Genomic DNA, 22,923 nt, shown 5'->3' with positions numbered 1-22,923 from the left:
CGGTCAGCCGAGCCCGGCCGCGCGGCGGTCGAGGACCCGTGCCAGGGCCGCCACCGCCTGGCGTATCTCGGGCTCGGTCACCACCAGCGGGGGTGCCAGGCGGATGGTCGAGCCGTGGGTGTCCTTCACCAGGATCCCCTCCGCCAGCAGGTCCTCGCAGATCTGCCGACCGGTCGCGAGGCGTGGGTCGATGTCGACGCCGGCCCACAGACCCCGGCCGCGCACCGCGATCACGCCGCGTCCGGTCAGGGCCGTCAGTTCGCCGTGCAGCACCTCGCCGAGTTCGGCGGCGCGGCGCTGGAACTCGCCGGTGGACAGCAGCTCCACCACGGCGCGCCCGACCGCCGCCGCCAGCGGGTTGCCCCCGAAGGTGCTGCCGTGCTGCCCGGGCCGCAGCACGCCGAGGACGTCGCGGTCGGCGACCACCGCCGACACCGGGACCACGCCGCCGCCCAGCGCCTTGCCGAGCAGGTAGACGTCCGGCACCACTCCGCTGTGCTCGGCGGCGAACGTCCGGCCGGTGCGGCCCAGGCCGGACTGGATCTCGTCCAGCACCAGCAGTACCCGGTGCTCGCTGCACAATCGGCGCAGCTCCGGCAGGTAGTCCTGCGGCGGTACCAGAACACCGGCCTCGCCCTGTATCGGCTCCACCAGCACGGCCACCGTGGTGTGGTCGATGGCGGCGGCCACCGCGGCGGCGTCGCCGTAGGGGACACGGCGAAAACCCGGTGTGAACGGCCCGAACCCGTCGCGGGCGTCGGGGTCGTCGGAGAAGCCGACGATGGTGGTGGTCCTGCCGTGGAAGTTGCCGCCGGCGACGATGACGGTGGCGGCGCCGGCCGGCACGCCCTTGACCTCGTACCCCCACTTGCGGGCGACCTTGATGCCGCTCTCCACCGCCTCGGCGCCGGTGTTCATCGGGAGCACCTGTTCCTTGCCGGCCAGCCGCGCCAGAGCGGCGCAGAACGGGCCGAAGCGGTCGTGGTGGAAGGCCCGGCTGGTCAGCGTCACCCGGTCGAGCTGGCGGCGGGCGGCCTCGATGAGGGCCGGGTGCCGGTGCCCGAAGTTCAGCGCCGAGTAACCGGCGAGGAAGTCGAGGTACGTGCGCCCCTCTACGTCGGTGACCCGCGCGCCGATGCCCTCGCGGACGACCACCGGCAGCGGGTGGTAGTTGTGCGCACCGTACTCCTCGGCCAGGGCGATCTCCCGGTCGCCGGCGGCGGTCCTGTCGATCGTCGTCATGGTTCTCCCCTCGTCGTGCGCTACGCGCGGATCTCCTGGGTGCAGCACTTGGGGCCGCCGCCGGACTTGGCGAGCTCGCTCATGTCCACCCCGATCGGGTGGTATCCGCGCTCGGCGAGCGCTGCGGCCAGCCCGGTGGCCTGCTCCGGCAGGACCACGTTGCGGCCGTCGCTCACGGCGTTGAGCCCGAGCGCTGCCGCGTCCGCCTCGGCCACGCGGAGCGCGTCGGGGAACATGCGGTCCAGCACCCGCTGCGCCGCGGCGGAGAACGCCCCCGGGTAGTAGGCGATGTCCGCGCGCCCGGAGTGCACCCCGTCGTCCAGCACCGTCAGCGCGGTGTCGAGGTGGTAGAAGCGCGGGTCCACCAGCCGCAGGCTCACGACCGGCAGCCCGAACACCTCCTGGGCCTCCAGGTGCGCGGCCGGTTCGGTGCGGAACCCGGTGCCCGCGAGAACGCGGTCCCGGGTGACGGCGAAGTCGCCCTCGCCCTCGTTCACGTGCTCGGCGGCGACGAACCTGCCGCCGTGCGCCGTCAGCCACTCCCGGTGCGCCGCCTCTTCCGGCGAGCGCTCCGGATGCCGGAACCGGGCGCCGTAGGCGATTCCGCCGATCACCAGCGCCCCGTTGGCGGCGAACACCATGTCCGCCAGGCCGGGCACCGGCTCCAGCAGACTCACCCGGTGGCCGAGTTCGAGGTAGACGGCGCGCAGCTGCTCCCACTGCGCCACCGCCAGCTCCCGGTCGACCGGGACCGCGGGGTTCATCCAGGCGTTGATCGTGTAGCTCACCGCGAAATGGGCCGGCGGGCACATCAGATAGTGCCGGGTGGTCGACACGCGCGTGCGGCCGTCGACCTCGCTGAGGACAGGGCTCGGTCTCACAAGAGAAAAGGTACGGGCGGCGATCACGGCCGACCAAGACGGAAACGCTGCGCGCGACCGGCGGTTCGTTGCGTCCTTCCGGCCCGCGACGATCGAATCGTGCGCGGCCCGGCGGCCGGTCACCCCGCCGGGTTGGCCTCGGAACGGGCGCGTTCGAACAGCGGGGACAGCACGAGCGTCGTCTTGGTGTGGGTCACGTAGTCGAGCTCGGTCAGGCGCTGCAGCACCCGTTCGAAGTGCCGTACCCCCGCCGTGCGGATCCGCAGCAGCGCGTCGGCATTGCCGGTCACCGTGCACGCGGAGACGACCTCGGGCAGTCGCTCCAGGTCCTGGGCGAGCAGGGCGGGCCGCGGCTGACCCGAGCAGTACAGCTCGACGTAGGCCTCCGTGGTCCAGCCGAGTGCGGCGGCGTCGACCACGGCGGTGAACCCGGTGATGGTCCCCGCCGCGACCAGCCGGTCGACCCGCCGTTTCACCGCCGGCGCGGACAGCCCCACTTCGGCACCGACGGCGGCGAAGCTGCGGCGGCCGTCGCGGGTGAGAGCCTGGATGATCTTTTCGTCCAGCGGGTCGAGGCGCATGAGCCCAGTGTGCGCCAGACAATGGAGACGACGGCCGCACCCGGCGCTATCGCGGGTCGGGATCTCGCAGCAGCGCCGCAGCGACGGCGGCTCCCAGCAGGGCGAACACCGCCGACATCGCCAGGGAGACCGACTGGGCGTGGGCGAATGCGGCGCGCGCGGCGTCGGCGAGGGCGGCGTCGCCGGTGATGGCCGCGTGGTCCAGCGTCGCGGCGAGCGACGACGCCGCGGGGCGCGGGACCCCTTCCGGAAGGGCGGCGCGGTACGCCGTGCCGAGCACGGCGCCCAGCACGGCCACCCCGAGGGCGATCCCCAGCTGCTGGTGCGTGTCGTGCATCGCCGATCCCGTCGCCGCCCGCCCGGCGGGCACGGCGCCGAGGACCATGCTGGTCGTGGCGGGTGACGAGAAGCCGGTTCCCACACCGGCGAGGCCGAGCCCGGCCGCCACCGTGAGGTAGTGGCTTTCGGGTTCGAGCAGGGCCAGCACGCCCAGTCCCGCGGCCGCGACGGTGAACCCGGCGACGATGCAGGCCCGGCTCCCGATCACCGCGGGCGCGCGCCCGCCCGCGGCGGAACCCATGACCGTTCCGGCGGCCAGCGGCAGCACCGCGAGGCCCGCCCGGGCGGCGTCGAGCCCCTGCCCGAGCTGGAGGTACTGGGTCAGCACGAACAGCACGCTTCCGGTGCCGAAGGTGAGCAGCGCCGCCGCCGCGCTGCCGGCCGCGAACCGCCGGTTCCGGTACAGGACGAAGTCGGCCACCGCGGCCCTTCCGGCGCGATGGCGGCGCAGCAGGACCGTGACGGACGCCAGCGCGAGCACCGCGCCGGCCAGGGCGGCGGGGGTGAACGGGCCGCGTTCCCCGGCGGCGATGACGGCCGAGACCGTCCCCACCATGGCCGACGTCGTCAGCGCCGCGCCCACCGTGTCGAGTGGGCGGCGCCGCGGGTCGCGCGACTCGGGCACCACTCGCGCGACGGCCAGCCCGGCGCACAGCGCGACCGGAGCGTTCATGGCGAACACCGCCGGCCACGACCACGCCTGCACGAGCGCGCCGCCCAGCACCGGGCCGGCCGCGAGCGCGGCGGCCGCCACCGCACCCCAGACGGCGAACGCGCGGGGGCGCTCATGCTCGGGGAAGACACCGACGAGCACGGCGAGGGTCGACGGCATGACCATGGCGGCGCCGGCCCCCATGAGCGCGCGCATCGCCACGAGCCACCAGACCGACCAGGCGGCGGCCGCGGCCGTGGCCGCCACCGCGAGCAGGGCGAGCCCGCAGAGCAGGACGCGGCGACGTCCCCAGCGGTCCGCCGCGGTGCCCGCGGCGATCAGCAGCCCGGCGAAGACGATGACGTAGGCGTCCACCACCGCCTGCTGCTGAGCGATGGTCGCGCCCAGGTCCGTGGCGAGCGAAGGCAGCGCCACGGAGAGCACCGTGTTGTCGATCACCACGAGCGAGAGGGCGCCGCTGACGGCGCCCAGGACCCGCCATCTGCGCGGATGGCCCTGCCCGTGCGGGGCGGAGATCCGGGGACCCATACATCTCTCCTACAGCGTTGGACTTTATCCGACACTGTAGGGGATGTTCATGCGCTGTAGGAGAAGCCGGGTAAGCTCCCCCGTATGAACGCCAAGCGAGCCAGGGCCGATCAGGGCACCGCCGCCACCGCCGGGCGGGTCTGGCTGGAGGACGCCCCCGCCACCCCGCGCGCCCCGGCGCTCACCCGCGACCGGATCACCGCCGCCGTGGTGGACGTACTCGACGCCGAGGGACTCGGCGGGCTGAGCATGCGCACGGTCGCCCGGCGCCTCGACGTGCACGCCACGAGCCTGTACTGGCACGTCGCCGGCCGCGAAGACCTGCTCGACCTGGCCCTGGACGCGGCCTTCGGCGAGATCGAGCACACCGGCACGCCCGGCGCCGAACCGCTGGCGCGCATCGCGGGCTACATGGACGGGCTGCGCGCCGCGCTGCTCCGCCACCCTTGGGCGGCCGTGCTGGCCGGCACCCGTCCGCTTCTCGGTCCCAACGCCCTGGCGCACGCCGAAGCCGTGCACGCCGCCCTCGTGGCGGCCGGGTTCTCCGGACTCCGGCTGACGGCCGCCGCGGCACTGGTCACCGACCAGGTCTGCGCCGCCGTCGCGACCCAGACCGCCGCCGAACTCCACGGCGACGAGGCCACGCGCGACGCCCTCGCCGCCCGCGTGCAGGCCGACGCCGGCCGCTACCCCACGCTGGCCGCCCACCCGCCCCTGCTCCAGGCCGACTGGGACGCGCACTTCGCGCAGCGACGCGACCTCGTGCTCAAGGGGCTGGCGGCCGGTTAGCCGCCCCCGGCCGGATTCGCCGGGGGCGGCCACGCGATCCGCCTCGCCGCCCATCGCGCCCGAACCGCCCGGGCGGCGGGCCGAGCCGTCACCGGTCCGGGCGGAACGCGGCGACGTCCACCTCGCACGGCCGCCCCGTGGCGAGGTCGGCCGCGAGCGCGCCCTGATACGGCCCGTAGGTCAGGCCGCTCGCGCCCAGCCCCGTGGCGACCACCACACCGGGCAGGTTCGCCGGGACGCCCAGGATCGGCAGACCGTCCTCGCTCGCGGGCCGGAAGCCGACCCGGGTCTCCAGCACGGTGCCCTCGGCCAAGCCGGGGGCGACCTCCAGAGCGTCGGCCAGGACGCGGTGCAGCCCCCCGGCGGTCACCCGGTGGTCGAAACCGGCCTCGGGCTCGCGGGTGGCGCCGACCACGACGAGGTTCGCCGGGAAGGCCAGCAGATAGTGGTCGCGGCCGGCGAACCGCACCACCGGCCAGCGCCCGGTCGAGTGGCCCGGCAGCGCGAGGTGGACGATCTGGCCGCGCACCGGACGGAGCGGCAGTCGCACGCCGAACGGTGCCAGCAGCGCGGCCGACCACGCGCCGGCGGCCAGCACCACCGCGTCGGCCGGCAGCACCTCCCCGCCGACCCGCACACCGGTCACCCGCGTGCCGTCCCCGACGAGTTCGGCGGCGCCCGCCCGGAACCGGAGCGCGCGCTCCTCGGCGGCGCGCAGGAGCGTGCCCCGCAGCAGCCGTCCGTTGACCCGGGCCGTCCCACCGACCGCCACGCCCGAGTACTCCGGCCGCAGCGCCGGGAACCGCCGGGCCGGCTCGCCCACGGGGAGCGGTTCGGGCTCGCCGACCTCGCCGCAGCCCGGCCGCGCCGCCAGGGCGCGCAACGCCTCCAGGTCCCGCTGCACGGCCGTCTCGTCGGCCCCGACGGTCATGCCGCCGACGACGGTGTAGCCGATCGGGCCGCCGACGTCCTCCGCCAGCTCGGCCGCCAGTCGCGGATAGTGCCGGGCCGCCGCCATCATGAACGCGTGCGCGGCCGGATCGGTGCCGGGCAGCGGCCACGGGAACACGATCCCGGCCCCCGCGTCGGTGGCACGCCCCGGACGCTCGGCCTCCACCAGCGTCGTGGGCACGCCGCGCCGCGTCAGATGGTAGGCCGCACTGGCACCGACGATCCCCCCGCCGACCACGATCACCCGCATGGCGACCACCATGCCAGGGAACGCCGCGGCCCGCCATCGCCGGCCCCGACCCGTCACGCGCGACGCCGGGCGGCCGGAAAACCACGCGACCGGCACCGTACCGGCCGGTTAAGCTCCCGGCGACACCCGAGCTCGGAGGCCGGACGATGCACGACCCAGCCCAGCCCGCACGCACACCCGGCGGTCCCCTCGCCTTCCGGCCGCTCGGCCGCCGGGACTTCCCGCTCCTGCTCACCTGGCTGCTCGCCCCGCACGTGCGCGCCTGGTGGCGGGGCGAACCGACCACGCCGGAGGGCGTGGAACGGTCGTACGGGCCGCAGGTGGACGGCACCGACCCGACCAGATGTTTCGTGCTCACCCTCGCGGGCGCCCCGATCGGGCTCGTGCAGTGTTACCGGCACGCCGACGATCCCGACTGGGACCGCGCGGTCGGCGTCCCCGCCGCGGCCGGGCTGGACTACCTCATCGGCGACCCGCGGCATTGCGGTGCGGGCATCGGCACCGCGGCGATCACGGCCTTCACGGCCGCGATGTTCGACATGTACCCGGACGTCGACGTCATCGTCTCCGCGCCCCAGCGCGACAACCGGCCGTCCTGCCGTGCTCTGGAGAAGGCGGGCTTCGTGCTGCTGGACGAGCGGGTCCTCGACTCCGGCGACCCCTCCGACTCAGGCGTCAGCGCGGTCTACGGCCTGCGCCGGCGCGTCCCCGAGGCGTGACGGGAGGAAGCGAGCGGAGACCCGTGACGAGAACTCGTCCAGGTGACTTGGTCATCTGGTCAAGTCGCGTGGCCGAGTGTTACCTTGGGCGCGTGGACGGCCAGGGGAAGCCGCCGCGCGAGCAGGCACCCCCTCAACGGCGTCGCGCGGTCGTGGCCCGCCCACCGTGACAGCGCGGCCGCCCTGGCGAGTTCTGCGCGGTTCGCGGGACCCCGGTCTCCCGCTCACCCGAAAATGGAACCCGAGGACGGCCATGAGCGACATCACCTACCGCCCGTACCAAGAGCGCGATGCCGCTGACATCAAGTCGATGATCGACGAAGCGTTCGGCATTCACCGTTACCTGGAAAAGGAACGTCTGCTCGGCAGCGCTCTGGAGATCTACCTCCGCGAGCGCCTTTCGGCCAGCACCTACACGCAGGTCGCCGAAAAGGACGGGCGAGCGGTGGGAGTGATCATGGGGCGGGTTCCCGGCCACCCCCGGATTCCACACGCGGCCCGAAACCGGATGCTGAACGGGGCCCACATGGTCAAGATCCTGGTGACCGGCCTGTCCGACCTTTCATCGCTGGCGCAATACGCCAAATTCCACGATGTCTACCGGAAACTACGCCATGGCGCGTCCGCGCCACTGACCGACGAACTCACGCTCTTCGCGGTCGACGCGTCCACCCGGGGAACCGGCGTCGGAAAGAACCTGTACCAGAACTACCTGCGGCATCTGCGAGACCACGGCAGGAAAGACTTCTACCTGTACACGGACTCCCTCTGCTCATACGGATTCTACGAGAGAAGAGGCATGACCCGCGTCGCATCGGAGGATATGACCATCCGGCTGGACGGCAATACCGAGAAGCTCGGCGTCTTCTTGTATGCGGGAGAAGTCCGCTAGAAATCCGGGTGCGCACTCGGGCCCGGGGCGAGCGAAGGCAGGCCGCGGCATGCGCGCCCGCGCCGCGGCGCGGGCGCCTCCCGGCCCCTGGACAGGGCGGCTTTCTCAGTCCGGGCCCGGCCGCTCCCCGGCGACGATCAGCCGGTACCCGTAGTCCATCGCGTCGAGCTCGAACAGGCCGGCGTGCCGGCGCCGCCAGGCACCGGATCGCAGGTCGGCCCGCAGCCGGGCGATCGCCGGCTCCACGACGGAGGGCGGCAGCTGCGCGAAGGTCGAACTCGCCTGCCGGATGACGGGGTCGAGGAAACATTCCGGCCGCCGCCAGTAGGCGATCTGGAAGCCGTCGGTGAAGTCGTGCGGAATGGGGAAGGGCACCACCGTGTGGGCGTCCAGCGCCTCGGCGATCTCGGACAGCGGCGTGAAGCGGGCGTGCTCCAGTTCGCGGATCTCCGGCAGGTACTCGTCGAGGAGCCACAACTCCGGCCGATGAGCGGGGTCCCAGGTGAAGACGGCCTGCCGGCGGGAGACCCGGCGAAGCTCGCGCAGCCCGCGGTGCAGGTCCGGCCAGTGGTGCACGGTCATGACGGCCATGGCCGCGTCGACCGCGCCGTCACGGAGCGGCAGCGCCTCGGCCCGCGCCTTCACCTTCGCGGAACCCGGGTGCTGGCCGAGCATGATCAGGGAGGGGTCCACGGCGATGACGTCGGCGTCCGTGGGCTCGTAGGAGCCGGTGCCGGCGCCGACGTTGACCACCGTGCGCGCTCCCGCCAGCGCCCGGCCGATGAGCGCGTGCAGGCGAGGATCGGGACGGCGGATCCGGCGGTAGCCGTGCCCGATGCGGTCGTACACCGCCGGAACCTGGTCGTTGGCTGAAGGGTTCATGCGGTCGATCCCATCAGGAGACCGCCCGCAGGACCAGAGGGTCCGGCACAGGCGGCGTGGAGCGGCGGCGGGCGCCCCAGCATTATCCTAGTACTAGGATAAAACCATGCCCGCGGATCTGACGCCCGCCGAACTCACGCTGCTCGGCCTGCTCACCGAGCGGCCGCGACACGGCTACGAACTGGAGGAGGTCATCACCGACCGCGGCATGCGGGAATGGACCGAGATCGGCTTCAGCTCCATCTACTACCTGCTCGGCAGGCTCGACAAGCGGGGCCTGATCGCCCAGGTGGCGGCACCGCCGGGCACCCGCGGCCGAGCACGCAAGGTCTACGCCGCCACCGCTGAGGGGCGTCGGGTCTGCGCGGAGTCCGCCGAGGCGGCCATCGCCGAACCGCGACCGGTCTTCCCCGCCGTCCTCGTCGGGCTGGCCAACCAGCCGGCCGTCCCACCGGAGCGGCTGCGCGCAGCCCTCGACCGGCGGGCCGCCGCGCTCGAAGAGCGCGCCACCGCCCTCCGCCGAGCCGCCTACCGCGACCGCCATGCTCCCGCGTTCGTCCAGGCGATCTTCGACTACTCGCTGCGCCAGCTCGACGCCGAGCGGGCGTGGCTGGCCGCCTACCGCGCGTCCCTCCCCGACGCGCCCGATCCCGAAGAGAGCGAACCGGCGATGACCCCCTACGACGTCAAGCGAGCGCACCGCGACCTCTACGCGCCGAAGAACACGACCTGGGCGCTGGTCGACGTGCCCGAGCAGCGGTTCATCGCCGTGGACGGATCCGGAGACCCCAACACCTCGCACACCTACACCCGCGCGGTGGAAGCTCTCTATTCCACCGCCTACGCGATCAAGTTCGCCGGAAAACGCGCCGGCCGGGACCTCGTCGTGGCCCCGCTGGAGGGATTGTGGTGGGCGGACGACTGGGCCGCGTTCACCGTCCGGGCGAAGGAGACCTGGCGCTGGACGATGATGATCAGCCAGCCCGGCTGGGTCACCGAGGAGACCGTCGAGGAGGCCAAGCAGGCGGTATCGGCGAAGGGACGCCCCACTGACGTCTCCGGCGTCCACCTGAAGACGCTGCACGAGGGACGCTGCGCCCAGGTCCTGCACGTGGGGCCCTACGACGACGAGGCCGCGCTGCTGGCCGAACTCCACCACGAGTACCTCGACGCCAACGGCCTCACCTATTCCGGACTGCACCACGAGATCTACCTCAGCGACCCGCGCAGAACCGCGCCCGCCAAGCTCCGGACGATCCTGCGGCAGCCCGTCCGGCCGGCCGGGTGACCTGGCCCACCGGCCCCGGGCCGGGACGTCCGCATTGCGCGGACACCCCGGCCCGCGGCCGTCCGGTGCCGCCCGCACCGCCCGTGGTCTAGGCTGGACCGCGCATCGTGGCCGTCACCGCCACGTCTCCGCCGAGCGGAATCCGCCCGGAGCTCACGGCGCCCGCCGTCTCCCGGAATCACCAGCGCCCACGCGCGCTTCCCCCGTGCGGTCTCGGCCCGCGCAATCCCTTCCCGTCCGGTACGTCACGCCGGCGGCTTCGCCGTACCCGATGGAAGGGATCCTCATGGGGACCACTCCCCGCACCCGCGCGTCGCGTCGCGCTCTGTGGGCGTTCGCGCTCGCGGCGTTCTGCGTCCAGCTCGACGCGTTCGCCCTCACCTTCGCCCTGCCCACGATCGGCCGCGACCTCGGCGCCGGGCAGCAGAGCGCCGCCCTGGTCGTCAGTGGCTACCTGCTGACGTGCGGATCGCTGATGATCGCGGGCGGCCGGCTCGCCGACGCCTACGGCCGGCGTCCGGTGTTCGCCGCCGGTGTCGCGCTCTTCGGCGCCGCGTCGCTGCTGTGCGGGCTCAGCACGAGCCTGCCCGTCCTGCTCGCCGGACGCGTCGGGCAGGGGGTCGGGGCCGCGCTGCTCATGCCCGCCGGGCTGGCACTGGTGAGTGAGCGGCATCCGGCCGCGGACCGGGCCCGCGCCACCGGCCGGGCCCTGGGGATCGCGGGACTGGGCACCGTCCTGGGCCCGCTGGTCGGCGGGGCCGTCACCGACACGGCGGGCTGGCGGTGGGTGTTCCTGGGCGGGCTCGGCGTCGTCGCGGCCGCGCTGCTGCTCACCGCCGGGCTGGGGGACGCGGGCCGCCCGGCGGCGCGGCAGCGTTCCGGCGTGCGCGGCCCGGTCCTGGCGGCGGGTGCCGTCGGCGCCGTCGCGCTGTACGCCGACCGGGCGCCCGAGTGGGGGTGGACGGCACCGGCCCCGGTGCTCGTGCTGGCATGCGGGTTCGGCCTGGCCGGTGTGTTCGCCGCCGGAGAACGCCGCACCAAGCGGCCGGTCCTGGACCCCCGGCTCTGGCGGGAGCACCGCTACCTGCTCGCGGTCGCTCTCGGCGCGGTGGCCAACGCCGCGGCCGTCCGCTGGCTGGTCGCGGCGCCGGCCCTGCTGCAGCACACGTGGGGGCTGACCGCGGGGACGGCCGGGCTGGCGCTGGCCGTCCCGGTGCTCGCGTTCGCGGCGGGCGGCCCGCTCGCCGGGCGGCTGGCGACCGGCCGGCCCGCGGTGCCGCCGCTGGCGGTCGCCACCGTGGCGGGCGGCGCGGCGGCGCTGGCACTCGCGCTTCCCCTCGGGTGGGCGCCCCTGGCGGTCGTGCTGCCGGTGGGCGGGCTAGCGCTGGGCGCCGCCAACGCGCTCGCCCTCATCGCGGCGCAGCGTGCCGCCCCTGACGAACTCGCCGGTGAGGCGTCCGGTATCGCCAAGACCGCGATCACCGTGGCGGGCGGCCTGGGCGCGTGACTCCGCGGCCGGGGACGCGCCCGGTGGCCCCGGCCGCGCCACGGCGCCGACCAGGGCGCTGCGGGAGGGGCACTGACCCGTACCCCTCAGACTCCCGAGCGGCCCGGCCGCCCGTGAGCCGTTCCCGCACGTCTTCCGGACCTTTCGGCCGATCCCGGCCTGCCGTTCTCCATCGCCGAGGCACCGCCGCCGGGTAACGGCTCGGGCGGCCGGCCCCTCGCGGACCATGAGCGGGGTCGGTATCGGCCCGCCCGAGTACTGTCACGTCGTATGACCGATCCCCAGATCGAGATCACCGCGGACCTGGTCCGAGAGCTGCTGCAAGAGCAGCATCCGGACCTTGCGGGGCCGGCGATAACCGAGGTGGCGGGCGGGTGGGACAACCGGCAGTGGCGCCTCGGGGATGAGTGGGCCGTGCGCATGCCCCGTACGGAGCGTGCCCCGGACCTCCAGCGCAAGGAGCGCCGGTGGCTGCCCGTCCTGGCCCCGCGCCTGCCGCTCCCGGTCCCGATCCCGGTACGGACCGGTGCACCGTCCGCGCGCTTCCCGAAGCCCTGGACCGTCATGACGTGGGTTCCCGGCGACCCCCTGGACGACGCCTCGATCAGCCGCGGCGACCACGCGGCCGATACTCTGGCGGGCTTCCTCAGGGCGCTGCACGTGGCGGCGCCCGCTGAGGCACCGATCAGTGCGGACCGCGGCGCTCACCCCAGCACGTACACGGAGGCCTTCGACCACTTCATGTACGCCGTTGCCCCCGGAGACGTCGCAGACGATGTCCGGGCCGTCTGGGCCGACGCCGTCGCGGCGCCCGAGTGGGAGGGGCCGCCGGTCTGGGTGCACGGTGACCTTCATCCCGCGAATGTCGTCATCTCGGACGGGACGCTCTCCGGTGTGATCGACTTCGGCGACATGTTCGCCGGCGATCCGGCGTGGGACCTCGCGGCCGCATGGGTGATCCTTCCTGCGGGCGCCGCCTCCCGCTTCTTCGATGAGTACGCCCATGCCGACGAGGCAACGATCCGGCGCGCCCGCGGGCTGGCCGCCCTGAAGAGCTTGTTCCTCATGCTGATGGGCCGGAACGGAGACCGGGGCCTTCCCGGCGGCAAGCCGACATGGGGACCCGCGGGCCGGGCGGCGCTCGATCGCGTTCTGGGGCGCGCTCTGGTGTAGGCGGGTCCCAGGTCGGCCGGCCGGTGCCGCCTCCTCGGCTTTCATCGCCGCCCAGACGCCGCGCAGGTTGACGGCGTTGACCCGGTCGAAGGAGTCGGCCGTCTCGTCGGCCGCGTCGGTCGGCGGCACCTGGATACCGGCGGATTGTCAGGCACCTGGCCGGTCGCTCTGGCCGGGATCGCGCAGCCGCAGGCCGGGCGGGGTCGTGGAAGGGGGCACAGGTGGGCACCGGGATCTGCGCGAGTGAAGGTGTCGCGGCCCGGGACGTCGGTGCGCTCGTGAGGCGATCCGGCACGCCAGGCGGTGGCGGGCTCTCTGGACGTTGAACCGGACGCCGATCACGCGACGGTGGCCGTCGTCGGAAATGAACCGCAGCGGGTGGGTCTCGGCGTCCTCGCGTGCCTCCCCGGGGCCTCGGCCGATGGCGCTGGTCCCCGGCGCGCAGCCACGGCCGGTTGCGCGCTTCCCGGACTTTTCGCATACTCTCAGCATCTGAATGTTCTGAACATCTGAAATCCGGGAGCGTCATGACCCTCCACCCCTCTGACGGCGCCCACGCGCCGGTCAGCCTGGTCGACGAGGAACTCGTCCGCGACCCCTTCACCGCCTACGCGAGAGTCCGTGAGAGCGGCACGCTGGTGCGCGGTCTCATCCCCGGTGCCGATCCGGTGTGGCTGGTCACCCGCTACGACGACGTGCGGCTGGTGCTGACCGACCCTCGGTTCGTCAGCGACGTGACCGCCGTGCCGGGCCAGGCCGTGCCGGACGTGGTGGAGCAGATCCGGGCGGCCACCGGGATCGCGCCCGAATACCTCGACCATCTCCGCCGCGGCCTGGGCGACGTCGACGGGGCCGACCACACCCGGCTGCGCCGGCTGGTGTCGCGCGCGTTCACCGCGCGCCGGGTCGCCGAGCTGCGGCCCCGGGTCGAGGAGATCGCCGAGCGGCTCCTCGACCGGCTGCCGGAGGCGGCCGAGAACGGCGTGGTCGACCTGCTGCGGCACTTCGCCTACCCGCTTCCGATCGCCGTGATCTGCGAACTCGTCGGCATCCCCGAGCAGGACCGCGGCCGATGGCGCGAGTGGAGCGCCGCCCTGGCCGCGGGGCTGGGCCCCGGCATGGAGCCCGCGCTGCGCGGACTCGCGGACCACACCCGGGAGCTCATCGGCCGCCGGCGCGCGGAGCCCGCCGACGACCTCATCACCGAGCTGGTCCGGGTCCACGACGAGGACGGGGACCGGCTGGACGAGACCGAGCTGGTGACCATGGTGATCTCCCTCGTCCTCGCCGGGCACGAGACCACGGCGCACCTGATCGCCAACGGGACCGCCGCGCTGCTCACCCACCCCGGCCAGCTCGCCGCGCTCCGCCGGAACCCGGAGCTCACGCCGCGGGCGGTCCACGAACTCATGCGCTGGTGCGGCCCGGTCCTGGCCACCCGCATGCGCTACCCCACCGAGGACGTGCGGATCGCGGACACCCTGGTGCGCCGCGGGGAACCCGTCCTGCCCGTGCTCGCCGGAGGCAACCGCGATCCGCGGGCGTACCAGGACCCGGACCGGCTCGACATCACCCGCGACCCGGGCGGACGGCGGGAGACCCACCTCGGGTTCGGCCAGGGCCGGCACTACTGCCTGGGCGCCGCCCTCGCCCGCCAGGAGGCCGAGGTGGCGTTCACGGCACTGCTGCGCCGGTTCCCCGGCCTGCGGCTGGCCGTGACCGCGGACGACCTCCGGCACGGGCCCAACCCGGGCGCCTGGCACCTGGCATCGGTTCCGGTACGCCTCCAGGGGTGACGGCGAGCGGCATCCGGTCACCGGCGGCGCGAGCCGGGAGCTGGCCCACCGCCCGCCCTTGCCGCAGTCTGGAGCCATGACGACAACACTCATCACCGGCGCGAACAAGGGCCTCGGATTCGAGACCGCGCGCCGGCTCGTCGCCGCCGGCCACACCGTCTACCTGGGCAGCCGCGACCCCGAGCGCGGCCGCCGCGCCGCCGAGCGGCTGGGTGCGCGGCCGGTCCGCATCGACGTCACCGACGACACGTCCGTCGCCGCCGCGGTGCGGCACGTCGAGGCCGCCGGCGGCCTCGACGTGCTGGTCAACAACGCCGGTGTCGAAGGCCGGACGCCGGACGGCGGCGTGATCGGCGCCGCCGACGTCACCGCCGAGATGATGCGCCAGGTGTTCGAGACGAACGTCTTCGGCGTCGTGCGCGTCACCCACGCGTTCCTGCCGCTGCTGCAACGCTCCGCCCGCCCCGTCATCGTCAATGTCGGCAGCGGCCTGGCCTCACTGCACAACGTCGCCACCCCCGGTACGCCGATGTACGGGTACCCGGGCATCCCCTATCCGGCGTCGAAGGCCGCGGTCAACATGATCACCGTGCAGTACGCGAAGGCGTTCCCGCACATGCGCGTCAATTGCGTTGAGCCCGGCTACACCGCGACCGACCTCAACCACCACACGGGCCACCAGACGGTCGAGGAGGGCGCGGAGATCATCGTCCGCATGGCGCAGGTCGGCCCCGACGGCCCGACCGGCGGCTACTTCGACATCGAGGGCCCGCTGCCCTGGTAGTGGAGGCCGCCGCGGTGTGGGCGGGGTCGGCCCCGCCCACACCGCAGGGCCCGCCGAGCGGCCGGCGCGCCTCAGCCATCGGGACATTTCCCGCCAAGACCGGCATTCCCCTGAGAGACTGGGGGCGTGCAGATCACCGACTTCATCGCGACGCTGACGATCGAGGGCCGGCTGTTCGCCGACACCGCCCAGCAGGCCGACCCCGACGCCCCCGTCCCCGGCTGCCCCGCCTGGCGGGTACGCGACCTCGTCAAGCACCTGAGCAGCGTGCACCGATGGGCCACGGGATTCGTGGCCGAGGGCGGGACCGAGCGGGTGCCGCTTCCCGAGGCGCCCGGCCTGCGCGACGAGGAGCTCGTCCCCTGGATGCGCGCCGGGCACGAGCGGCTGGTCGCGGCCCTGGAGGCGGCCCCGGCCGACCTCGCCTGCTGGAGCTTCCTGCCCGCGCCTTCGCCGCTCGCCTTCTGGGCGCGCCGCCAGGCCCTGGAGACCACGGTGCACCGGGTGGACGCCGAGTCCGCGCTCGGCGCCGCCATCTCGCCGCTGCGGCCCGACCTCGCGGCCGAGGGCATCGCCGAACTGCTGACCGGGTTCCACGCGCGCGGCCGGTCACCGGTCCGCACCGAGACGCCCGCAACGCTGCGCGTCCGCGCCACCGACGTCCCGGAAGCGGCCTGGAACGTCCACCTCTCGGACGGCCCGCTCCGGGCCGAACGCGCCGTGCAGGAACCGCCCGCGCCGGACTGCACGTACGAGGGAACCGCGGCCGACCTCTACCTCGTGCTGTGGAACCGTCTCCCACTGGACCGGGTGCGCATCACCGGCGACGTCGGGCTGGCCCACCGGTGGCGGGAACTCACCAACGTCTGACCGCACTCCCGAGACGGAGTTGAATCTGAACACGGCCGAGAACACGCTCTTCGACTACAGCCCCATCACCGAACGCCCGCCGATCACCTGGCCCGGAGGCGCGCGGGTCGCCGCCTATGTCGGCCTCAACGTCGAGCACTTCCTGCTCGACCGCCCGTCCACCAGCATCTGGACCGGCACCGCGAACCTGGTCCCCGACGCCCTCAACCACGGGTGGCGCGACTACGGGCCCCGGGTCGGGATCTGGCGCACGATCGAGAGCCTGGACCGCCACGGGATCCGGGCGAGCGTCCTGCTCAACTCCGACGTCGCCCGGCACCACCCACAGATCATCCGGGCCGGCCGGGAGCGCGACTGGGCCTGGCTCGCGCACGGCCGGACCAACTCGATCCCGCACGCCGACATGACCCGCGACGAGGAGCGCCGCCTCCTCACCGACGTCGTCGACACCATCGAGGCCACCACCGGTCAGCGCCCACGCGGCTGGATGGGGCCGGGGCTGACCGAGACGTTCCACACCCCCGAACTGCTCGCCGAACTCGGGCTGCACTACCTGCTGGACTGGACGAACGACGACCAGCCCTACCCGCTGAAGGTACCCGGCATGATCAGCGTCCCCTACTCGGTCGAACTCAACGACCTCCTGCTGTTCGGCAAGGGCACCACCGGGCCGGAGTTCGTCCAGATCGTCAAGGACCAGTACGAGCAGCTGCACGCCGACTCCAAGAACAGCGGCCGGGTGATGGCACTCGCCCTGCACCCGTTCGTGATCGGCCAGCCGTTCCGCCACAAGTACCTGGACCAGGCGCTCGACCACCTCGCGACGCGCCCCGACATCTGGCTGACCACCAGCGACGAGATCGCCGACCACTACCGGCGCTCCGTCGCCCCGGACGCCTGACCGCTTCGTTCCCGGGTTCGGTGCGGCGCCGCACCGAACCCGGGAACGAAGTCCCGCCCCGCGCCTGGCCGGTGATCGGTTTCGCTACCATGAACACATGCGTTGACGCCTGCCCGGCATCCGGGCACCTCCACCACCTCCTTCGTGTCATCGCCACGGCCGAAAATCCACGAAGGAGAGACCCCGCATGACCACGTCGATCCGCATCGACGTCCCCGACGCGCTCGTCGCGTCGCACGGCCGGGAGAACGACCCGTCCGGCCGCGCCTGGCTCGCCGGGCTGCCCGCCCTGGTCAACGCCACCCTCCACCGCTGGGACCTGCGCCCCGACGGCCCGCCCGGCAACGGCATGGCCGGCCTCGTGCTGCCCGTCCGGCGCTCGGACGGCACCCCCGCCGCCCTGAAGCTACAGCCGGTCACCGAGGAGAGCGCGGACATCGCGCCCGGCCTGCGCACCTGGAACGGCGCGGGCGCCGTGCTCCTGCTCGACCACGACCCCGACACCGGCGCCATGCTGCTGGAACGCCTGGACGCGTCCCGCCCGCTGTCGGCGGTGGCCGACGACGGCGCCGCCATCCAGGTGCTGGCCGGACTGCTGGCCCGCCTGACGGCGGTGCCCGCGCCCGGCGGGACGCGGCACCTCGCCGACATCGCCGCGGCCATGCTGGATCAGGTGCCCGGCGCGGTACCGCGGCTGCGCGACCCCGCCGAGCGGCGGCTCGTCCGCACCTGTGCCGCCGCGGTCACCGAACTCGTCGGCGAGCCCGGCGACCGGCTGCTGCACTGGGACCTGCACTACGACAACGTCCTGGCCGGGGAACGCGAACCGTGGCTGGCCATCGACCCCGAGCCGCTGGCCGGCGACCCCGGGTTCGACCTGCTGCCGGCACTCGACAACCGGTGGGACGACGTGGTGGCCAGCGGTGACGTGACCCGCGCCGTACTCCGCCGCTTCGACCTGCTCACCGAGGCGGCCGGCCTGGACCGCCGCCGGGCGACCGGCTGGACACTGGGACGGGTGCTGCAGAACGCGTTGTGGGACATCGAGGACGGCAAGTCAGCGCTGGAACCCGTCCAGGTCGCCATCGCCACGACCCTGCTGGGCCACCGCGCCTGACCTCCCGGGGGCGGCGGCACGCCCGGTGCCGCCGGACGCCGCCGCCCCCGGTCCGCCGTCCCGATGCCGGGAACAGCGGCCCCACCACCTAGCCGGATTTGGCCGGATACGGAGGCAGCGGTAGCCTGCCGGGCAGACTAGCCAAATTTGGCTACTGGCCGAAAGGGGGCCCATGAAACCGGTACGACTGCTGGTACTGGGGGCGCTGCGCAGGCGCGGCCGCACGCACGGCTACCAGATCCGCGCGGACCTGGAGTCCTGGGGTGCTCACGAGTGGTCCACCGCCACGTCGGGCTCGGTTTACCACGCGCTCAAGAGCATGGCGGGTCAGGGCCTGCTGACGGCGTACGAGAGCAGCCTCTCGGACGCCGGGGGCCCGCCGAGGACCGAGTACGAACTGACGGACAAGGGCGAGCAGGAGTACCTCGACCTCCTGCACCGGGCCCTGGCCGACCGAGAGCCGACCCTGGAGGTACTGGGCGCCGCCGTCGGCCTGATCGAGGACCTGTCCCGGGAGCAGGCCCTGAAGATGCTGCGCGCACGGGCCGAAGCGATGCGCGAGTGGCGCGCGAGCATCGCCGCCCACCTGCCCGCTGACACCGACCTGGACACCTGGGGACCGGTCGGCGAGGTGATAGCCCTGTGGCTGGCCACCGCCGACACCGGCGCCGAGTGGACGCAGCGGATGATCCGCCGCCTGGAAGAGGGCGCGTTCACCATGGCCGGAGAGAGCCCGACAGCACGACAGACCCCGTAGCGCCCGCCGGCACCGGCACCCCAGCACCCCCGAAATGGAGAAACGCCATGGCCAACGAGATCACCGTGCCACTGCTTCCCTGCCGGTCCATCGAGGAGATCGTCGAGTTCTACACCATGCTGGGCTTCACCCGGACCTACTACCAAACCCGTCCGAACCCGTACGTGTCGCTGAAACGCGAAGACCTCCAGCTGCACTTCTTCGGCATACCGGGGTTCAAGGCCGAAGACTCATACGGCACCTGCCTGGTCATCGTGGACGACACCCAAGAGCTCTTCGAGGCGTTCGCCACGGGCATGCGCAGGGTCCACGGCAAGCTCCTGGTCTCCGGCATCCCGCGGATGACCCGGCCACGCAAGCGCAAGAACGCCGACGGCCACACCGGGTTCACCGTCATCGACCCCGGCGGCAACTGGATCAGGATCACGGCCTCCAGACCCGCGCCGGAGGAGAAGGAGACATCCTCCGGAAGGCTGACGACGACCCTCGACCGGGCGGTCGTCATGGGCGACTCCCACGGCAAGCACGTACGCGCGGCCCAGATCCTGGACACAGCCCTGGAACGCGACAAGGACACTGCGAGCACGGCCGAACTGGTCGAAGCACTCGCCTACCGCGCCGAACTCGCCGTCCGCGCCGACGACACCGCCGCCGCCACCGCCGCCCTCGCCCGGGCCCGCTCTCTTCCCCTCTCCGAAGCCGAGCGCGAAACGCTCGCCGGCACCTTGGCCGGCCTCGAAGACCTGGCGGCCGTTCTTCACCCCACGCCGCGGCCCTGACCCGCGCCCGGCGCCGGACAAGGCCGCCGCCCATGCCTCCTCCGAGCCGCCGTCCTCGGCGGGGTGGCAGGATCGGACGGTCCAGGCACACGGTGCCTGTCGTCATGCGATCCACCGACGGGCCGCACGGCCGGAGAAGCCTGACGGACGGCCGGCACGGCTCGCCACCCACGTCCCGGTAAGGAACCACGCGATGAGCACCCCGCACGCCTTCCCCCTGAAGCCCGTTCCCATCCACGTGTCCGACGAGGTCCTCGATGACCTGCGCGCCCGCCTCACATCGACCCGTCCGCCGCTGGACGAGGGCAACGCGGACTGGTCCTACGGCGTCCCGGACGGCTATCTCCGCGAGCTGGTCGCCTACTGGCGGGACGGCTACGACTGGCGCACGGCCGAAGCCGCCATCAACGTCCACGAGCACTACCAGGTGAGCGTCGCCGGCGTCCCGGTGCACTTCATGCGCAAGCCCGGCCGCGGCCCACGTCCGATCCCGCTGATCCTCACCCACGGCTGGCCATGGACGTTCTGGCACTGGTCGAAGGTCATCGACCCGCTCGCCGACCCGGCCGCGTTCGGCGGCGACCCCGCCGACGCCTTCGACGTCATCGTGCCGTCTCTGCCCGGCTTCGGATTCCCCGGCCCGCTCACCGGCTTTCCCGACGTCAACTTCTGGAAGGTCTCCGACCTCTGGCACACCCTGATGACCGAGATCCTCGGGTACCGGAAGTACGCCGCCGGGGGCTGCGACATCGGCGGGATCGTCTCCAGCCAGCTCGGCCACAAGTACGCCGACGAACTGTACGGCATCCACATCGGCTCCGGGCTGCCGCTCGACTTCTTCACCGGCCCGCGGGCCTGGGACTTCGCCCGGAATCGGCCCCTCACCGACGACCAGCCCGCCGATATCCGCGCCCGGATCATCGAGCTGGACCACCGCTCGGCGTCCCACCTCGCCGTGCACATGCTCGACGGCGCCACCCTGGCCCACGGGCTGAGCGACTCACCCGCCGGACTGCTCGCCTGGCTGCTGGAACGCTGGAACGCCTGGAGCGACAACGGCGGCGATGTGGAATCCGTCTTCAGCAAGGACGACATGCTCACCCACGCCACGATCTACTGGGTCAACAACTCCATCGCCACGTCGATGCGCTACTACGCCAACGCCAACCGCTACCCCTGGTCCCCCGCCCACGACCGCACCCCGGTCGTGCAGGCCCCGGTCGGTCTCACCTTCGTCACCTACGAGAACCCGCCCGGCATCCGCACCGCCGCCGAACGCGTCGAGGCGTTCAGGACCGGCCCGCAGGGCGCCTGGTTCAACCACGTCAACGTCAACGCCCACGACCACGGCGGGCACTTCATCCCGTGGGAGAACCCCGACGCCTGGGTGAACGACCTGCGCCGCACCTTTCACGGCCGCAGACCCTGAGCGGCCTCCGCGGGCTCCCGCCGCGGTCGGCGGCGCCGTCCGGTCCGGCTCCCGGGCGTGCCGATGCCGCCCGGCCCCGAAGATGGGGTCAGAGCGCCGGGGTGGCTGCGGCCTCCGCCGAACAGCCCTGGGTTCGTGCGGACGTGAAAGGGAGCGTGCGATGACGGGAGTGGCGGTCGTGGAGGTCCCGGAGTGGCAGGGCCCGCCGGCGCCGAACGCGCGGCGGCCGGCCGCCGCGGCGCGGGCCCTCGCCGACCTGCTGCCGGAATGGCGGCGCGTCCGTCCCCGGGTGGACGAACGGACCGGTGGCCCGGCCGCGACCGGCGGGGACCGTGGACTCGGCGTCCTGGCCGCGGTCCGCGCGGCGCTCCACGACGTCGCCGAACCCGTGGTCGTGACCGTCGGCGGGCACCGCGGGCTGGAGCTCGCCCCGATCGAGCGGGCGCACCGCAGGTACGGTGACCGGCTCGCCGTGGTGTGGTTCGACGCGCACCCCGCCCTGAACACGCCCGCCTGCGCCCCGCCGGGGGCGCTCCATGGCATGGTGCTGCGCACGCTCCTCGGCGAGGGGCCCGCCGCGCTTCGCCCAAACCGGCCGCTCGATCCCCGAAGGCTCGTCCTGGCCGGGGTCCGCCCCCTGGATCCCGCCGAACGCCGATTCGCCGCCGACCACGGGATCCACCACCTCGACGTGGCCGAACCGGCGGCGCCGACGGCGCTGATCGACGCGGTCGCCGCGACGGGAGCCGACACGGTGTACGTCCACGCCGACCTCGACGTGCTCGCCCCCGCCGCGTTCGGGCCGGCTGGTCTCCCCCGGTCCGGCGGCCTGCCGCCGCACCGGCTGGCCCGCAACGTGCGCGCCCTCGGCGAACGCTTCACGCTCGCCGGAGCCGGGATCACCGGACACCTGCCCGGCGCCGGTCCCGAGCCCGGCGGCACCGCGGTGCTGGAACCGCTCGCCCGGGCACTGTCCGACATCGCGGGCGAGATCGCGCCCGAGGACGTACAGCGGATCGAACGGCACGCGGTCGCCGCCTGGCCGGCGCCGGTCAGCAGAGAGCTGAGCGGCTGGCTGGCCCGGCACACCCCCGGCATGCGGCGGCTGCGCAGCGGCAACACCGCCCTGCCACCGGCAGCGGACGGCGACCCGCGGGCCGGCCTGCCGGCCGTCGAGGCGTTCTACCGCGCCCGCGGCCTGCCGGTGGCCGTCCAGGTGAGCCCCGCCGCACGGCACATCGACCTGGACGAGCACCTGGCGGCGCGCGGCTACCGGATGGACACGCCCGTCCACGTCCTCACCGCCGACGCCCGCGCCGTCGCGCACGAGGGGGAGCCCGGTCCCGGGTGGGCGGTGACGGTCGACGGCGCGCTCACCGCGGCGTGGCTCGCCGCGTTCGTCGAACTGGACGGGCAGCCGGACAGCCGTGAGATCGCAGAGCAGGTGATCGCGCGGATCACGCTCCCCGCGGCCTTCACCACGGTCGTCGCCGCCGACGGCCGTGCCGCCGGAATCGGCCTGGTGGTCGGCGGCGACGAGCACTGGGCGGGCGTGTACTGCATGGCCACCCACCCGGGCCACCGCCGGAGGGGAGTCGCCGCGGCGACCCTCCGGGCCGCCGCCCGCTGGGCCGCCGGCCACGGCGCCACCGGCCTGTACCTGCAGGTGGCGCGGGCGAACCCGGCCGCGCGCCGGTTGTACGCGCGCGCCGGGTTCGGCTACGCCTACGGCTACCACTACCGCCTGCGGGGATCCGGGGACGGGCGCTCCTCCGGCTGACGCAACGGCCGGGCC

21 protein-coding genes are annotated in these 22,923 nt (G+C 73.7%); 15 read left to right on the top strand and 6 right to left on the bottom strand.

The genetic code is table 11. From position 1 onward, the window contains the following. Nucleotides 1–3 precede the first annotated feature (3 nt). The 4 genes from rocD to ACFQRF_RS24435 form a co-directional block, all read right to left on the bottom strand. Entirely contained in the window at nt 4–1,242 is a 1,239-nt protein-coding gene (gene rocD / locus ACFQRF_RS24450; protein WP_379873531.1) for an ornithine--oxo-acid transaminase, read from the bottom strand. A 20-nt stretch (nt 1,243–1,262) separates the two neighbouring features. Further along, nucleotides 1,263–2,123 (bottom strand): dimethylargininase, encoded by an 861-nt coding sequence (ddaH, locus tag ACFQRF_RS24445; protein ID WP_379873530.1) that lies wholly within the window; start codon nt 2,121–2,123, stop codon nt 1,263–1,265. Between the two features lie 119 nt (nt 2,124–2,242). Beyond that, nucleotides 2,243–2,704, bottom strand: coding sequence for an Lrp/AsnC family transcriptional regulator (locus ACFQRF_RS24440; RefSeq protein WP_379873529.1), 462 nt, complete (start codon nt 2,702–2,704; stop codon nt 2,243–2,245). Between the two features lie 46 nt (nt 2,705–2,750). Continuing rightward, complete coding sequence (locus tag ACFQRF_RS24435; RefSeq protein WP_379873528.1) at nt 2,751–4,244, bottom strand: MFS transporter; 1,494 nt, start codon at nt 4,242–4,244, stop codon at nt 2,751–2,753. Between the two features lie 84 nt (nt 4,245–4,328). On the opposite strand from ACFQRF_RS24435, the gene ACFQRF_RS24430 reads away from it, so the two are divergent. Next, nucleotides 4,329–5,033 (top strand): TetR/AcrR family transcriptional regulator, encoded by a 705-nt coding sequence (locus ACFQRF_RS24430; RefSeq protein ID WP_379873527.1) that lies wholly within the window; start codon nt 4,329–4,331, stop codon nt 5,031–5,033. An 88-nt stretch (nt 5,034–5,121) separates the two neighbouring features. Here the strand turns inward: ACFQRF_RS24430 and ACFQRF_RS24425 are convergent, their stop codons facing one another. Continuing rightward, entirely contained in the window at nt 5,122–6,234 is a 1,113-nt protein-coding gene (locus ACFQRF_RS24425) for an NAD(P)/FAD-dependent oxidoreductase (RefSeq protein WP_379873526.1), read from the bottom strand. Between the two features lie 146 nt (nt 6,235–6,380). Here ACFQRF_RS24425 and ACFQRF_RS24420 point away from each other — a divergent pair, with 146 nt between their 5' ends. Beyond that, nucleotides 6,381–6,953 carry a GNAT family N-acetyltransferase gene (locus ACFQRF_RS24420; RefSeq protein WP_379873525.1) on the top strand — a complete coding sequence of 191 codons (573 nt, stop codon included), beginning with the start codon at nt 6,381–6,383 and terminating at the stop codon, nt 6,951–6,953. A 253-nt stretch (nt 6,954–7,206) separates the two neighbouring features. Beyond that, nucleotides 7,207–7,845: a GNAT family N-acetyltransferase gene (locus ACFQRF_RS24415; RefSeq protein ID WP_379873524.1), complete on the top strand. Its 639-nt coding sequence runs from the start codon at nt 7,207–7,209 to the stop codon at nt 7,843–7,845. A 105-nt stretch (nt 7,846–7,950) separates the two neighbouring features. Here the strand turns inward: ACFQRF_RS24415 and ACFQRF_RS24410 are convergent, their stop codons facing one another. After that, nucleotides 7,951–8,727: a class I SAM-dependent methyltransferase gene (locus ACFQRF_RS24410; protein ID WP_379873523.1), complete on the bottom strand. Its 777-nt coding sequence runs from the start codon at nt 8,725–8,727 to the stop codon at nt 7,951–7,953. Nucleotides 8,728–8,833: 106 nt separating this feature from the next. Between ACFQRF_RS24410 and ACFQRF_RS24405 the strand changes: the two genes are divergently transcribed. From ACFQRF_RS24405 to ACFQRF_RS24350, 12 genes are all read left to right on the top strand, one after another. Then, nucleotides 8,834–10,015: a GyrI-like domain-containing protein gene (locus ACFQRF_RS24405; protein WP_379873522.1), complete on the top strand. Its 1,182-nt coding sequence runs from the start codon at nt 8,834–8,836 to the stop codon at nt 10,013–10,015. Between the two features lie 286 nt (nt 10,016–10,301). Further along, complete coding sequence (locus ACFQRF_RS24400) at nt 10,302–11,522, top strand: MFS transporter (RefSeq protein WP_379873521.1); 1,221 nt, start codon at nt 10,302–10,304, stop codon at nt 11,520–11,522. A gap of 270 nt (nt 11,523–11,792) precedes the next feature. Continuing rightward, nucleotides 11,793–12,695 carry an aminoglycoside phosphotransferase family protein gene (locus tag ACFQRF_RS24395; RefSeq protein ID WP_379873520.1) on the top strand — a complete coding sequence of 301 codons (903 nt, stop codon included), beginning with the start codon at nt 11,793–11,795 and terminating at the stop codon, nt 12,693–12,695. A gap of 527 nt (nt 12,696–13,222) precedes the next feature. Next, on the top strand, nt 13,223–14,491 hold the full coding sequence (locus ACFQRF_RS24390; protein WP_379873519.1) for a cytochrome P450 family protein: 1,269 nt from the start codon (nt 13,223–13,225) through the stop codon (nt 14,489–14,491). A 76-nt stretch (nt 14,492–14,567) separates the two neighbouring features. Then, nucleotides 14,568–15,275: an SDR family oxidoreductase gene (locus tag ACFQRF_RS24385; protein ID WP_379873518.1), complete on the top strand. Its 708-nt coding sequence runs from the start codon at nt 14,568–14,570 to the stop codon at nt 15,273–15,275. Nucleotides 15,276–15,401: 126 nt separating this feature from the next. After that, nucleotides 15,402–16,145 carry a maleylpyruvate isomerase family mycothiol-dependent enzyme gene (locus ACFQRF_RS24380; RefSeq protein ID WP_379873517.1) on the top strand — a complete coding sequence of 248 codons (744 nt, stop codon included), beginning with the start codon at nt 15,402–15,404 and terminating at the stop codon, nt 16,143–16,145. Between the two features lie 19 nt (nt 16,146–16,164). Next, on the top strand, nt 16,165–17,046 hold the full coding sequence (locus ACFQRF_RS24375) for a polysaccharide deacetylase family protein (RefSeq protein WP_379873516.1): 882 nt from the start codon (nt 16,165–16,167) through the stop codon (nt 17,044–17,046). A gap of 187 nt (nt 17,047–17,233) precedes the next feature. Beyond that, entirely contained in the window at nt 17,234–18,163 is a 930-nt protein-coding gene (locus tag ACFQRF_RS24370; RefSeq protein WP_379873515.1) for an aminoglycoside phosphotransferase family protein, read from the top strand. Between the two features lie 172 nt (nt 18,164–18,335). Beyond that, nucleotides 18,336–18,920: a PadR family transcriptional regulator gene (locus tag ACFQRF_RS24365; protein WP_379873514.1), complete on the top strand. Its 585-nt coding sequence runs from the start codon at nt 18,336–18,338 to the stop codon at nt 18,918–18,920. 47 nt (nt 18,921–18,967) lie between these two features. Further along, nucleotides 18,968–19,699 (top strand): VOC family protein, encoded by a 732-nt coding sequence (locus ACFQRF_RS24360; RefSeq protein ID WP_379873513.1) that lies wholly within the window; start codon nt 18,968–18,970, stop codon nt 19,697–19,699. A gap of 193 nt (nt 19,700–19,892) precedes the next feature. After that, nucleotides 19,893–21,128 (top strand): epoxide hydrolase family protein, encoded by a 1,236-nt coding sequence (locus ACFQRF_RS24355; protein ID WP_379873512.1) that lies wholly within the window; start codon nt 19,893–19,895, stop codon nt 21,126–21,128. A gap of 160 nt (nt 21,129–21,288) precedes the next feature. Further along, nucleotides 21,289–22,908 (top strand): GNAT family N-acetyltransferase, encoded by a 1,620-nt coding sequence (locus ACFQRF_RS24350; protein WP_379873511.1) that lies wholly within the window; start codon nt 21,289–21,291, stop codon nt 22,906–22,908. Nucleotides 22,909–22,923 lie beyond the last annotated feature (15 nt).

The sequence above is a fragment of the Marinactinospora rubrisoli genome (assembly GCF_042664915.1).
GTDB lineage: Bacteria > Actinomycetota > Actinomycetes > Streptosporangiales > Streptosporangiaceae > Marinitenerispora > Marinitenerispora rubrisoli.
This window is presented reverse-complemented; position numbering and strand designations above follow the sequence as displayed.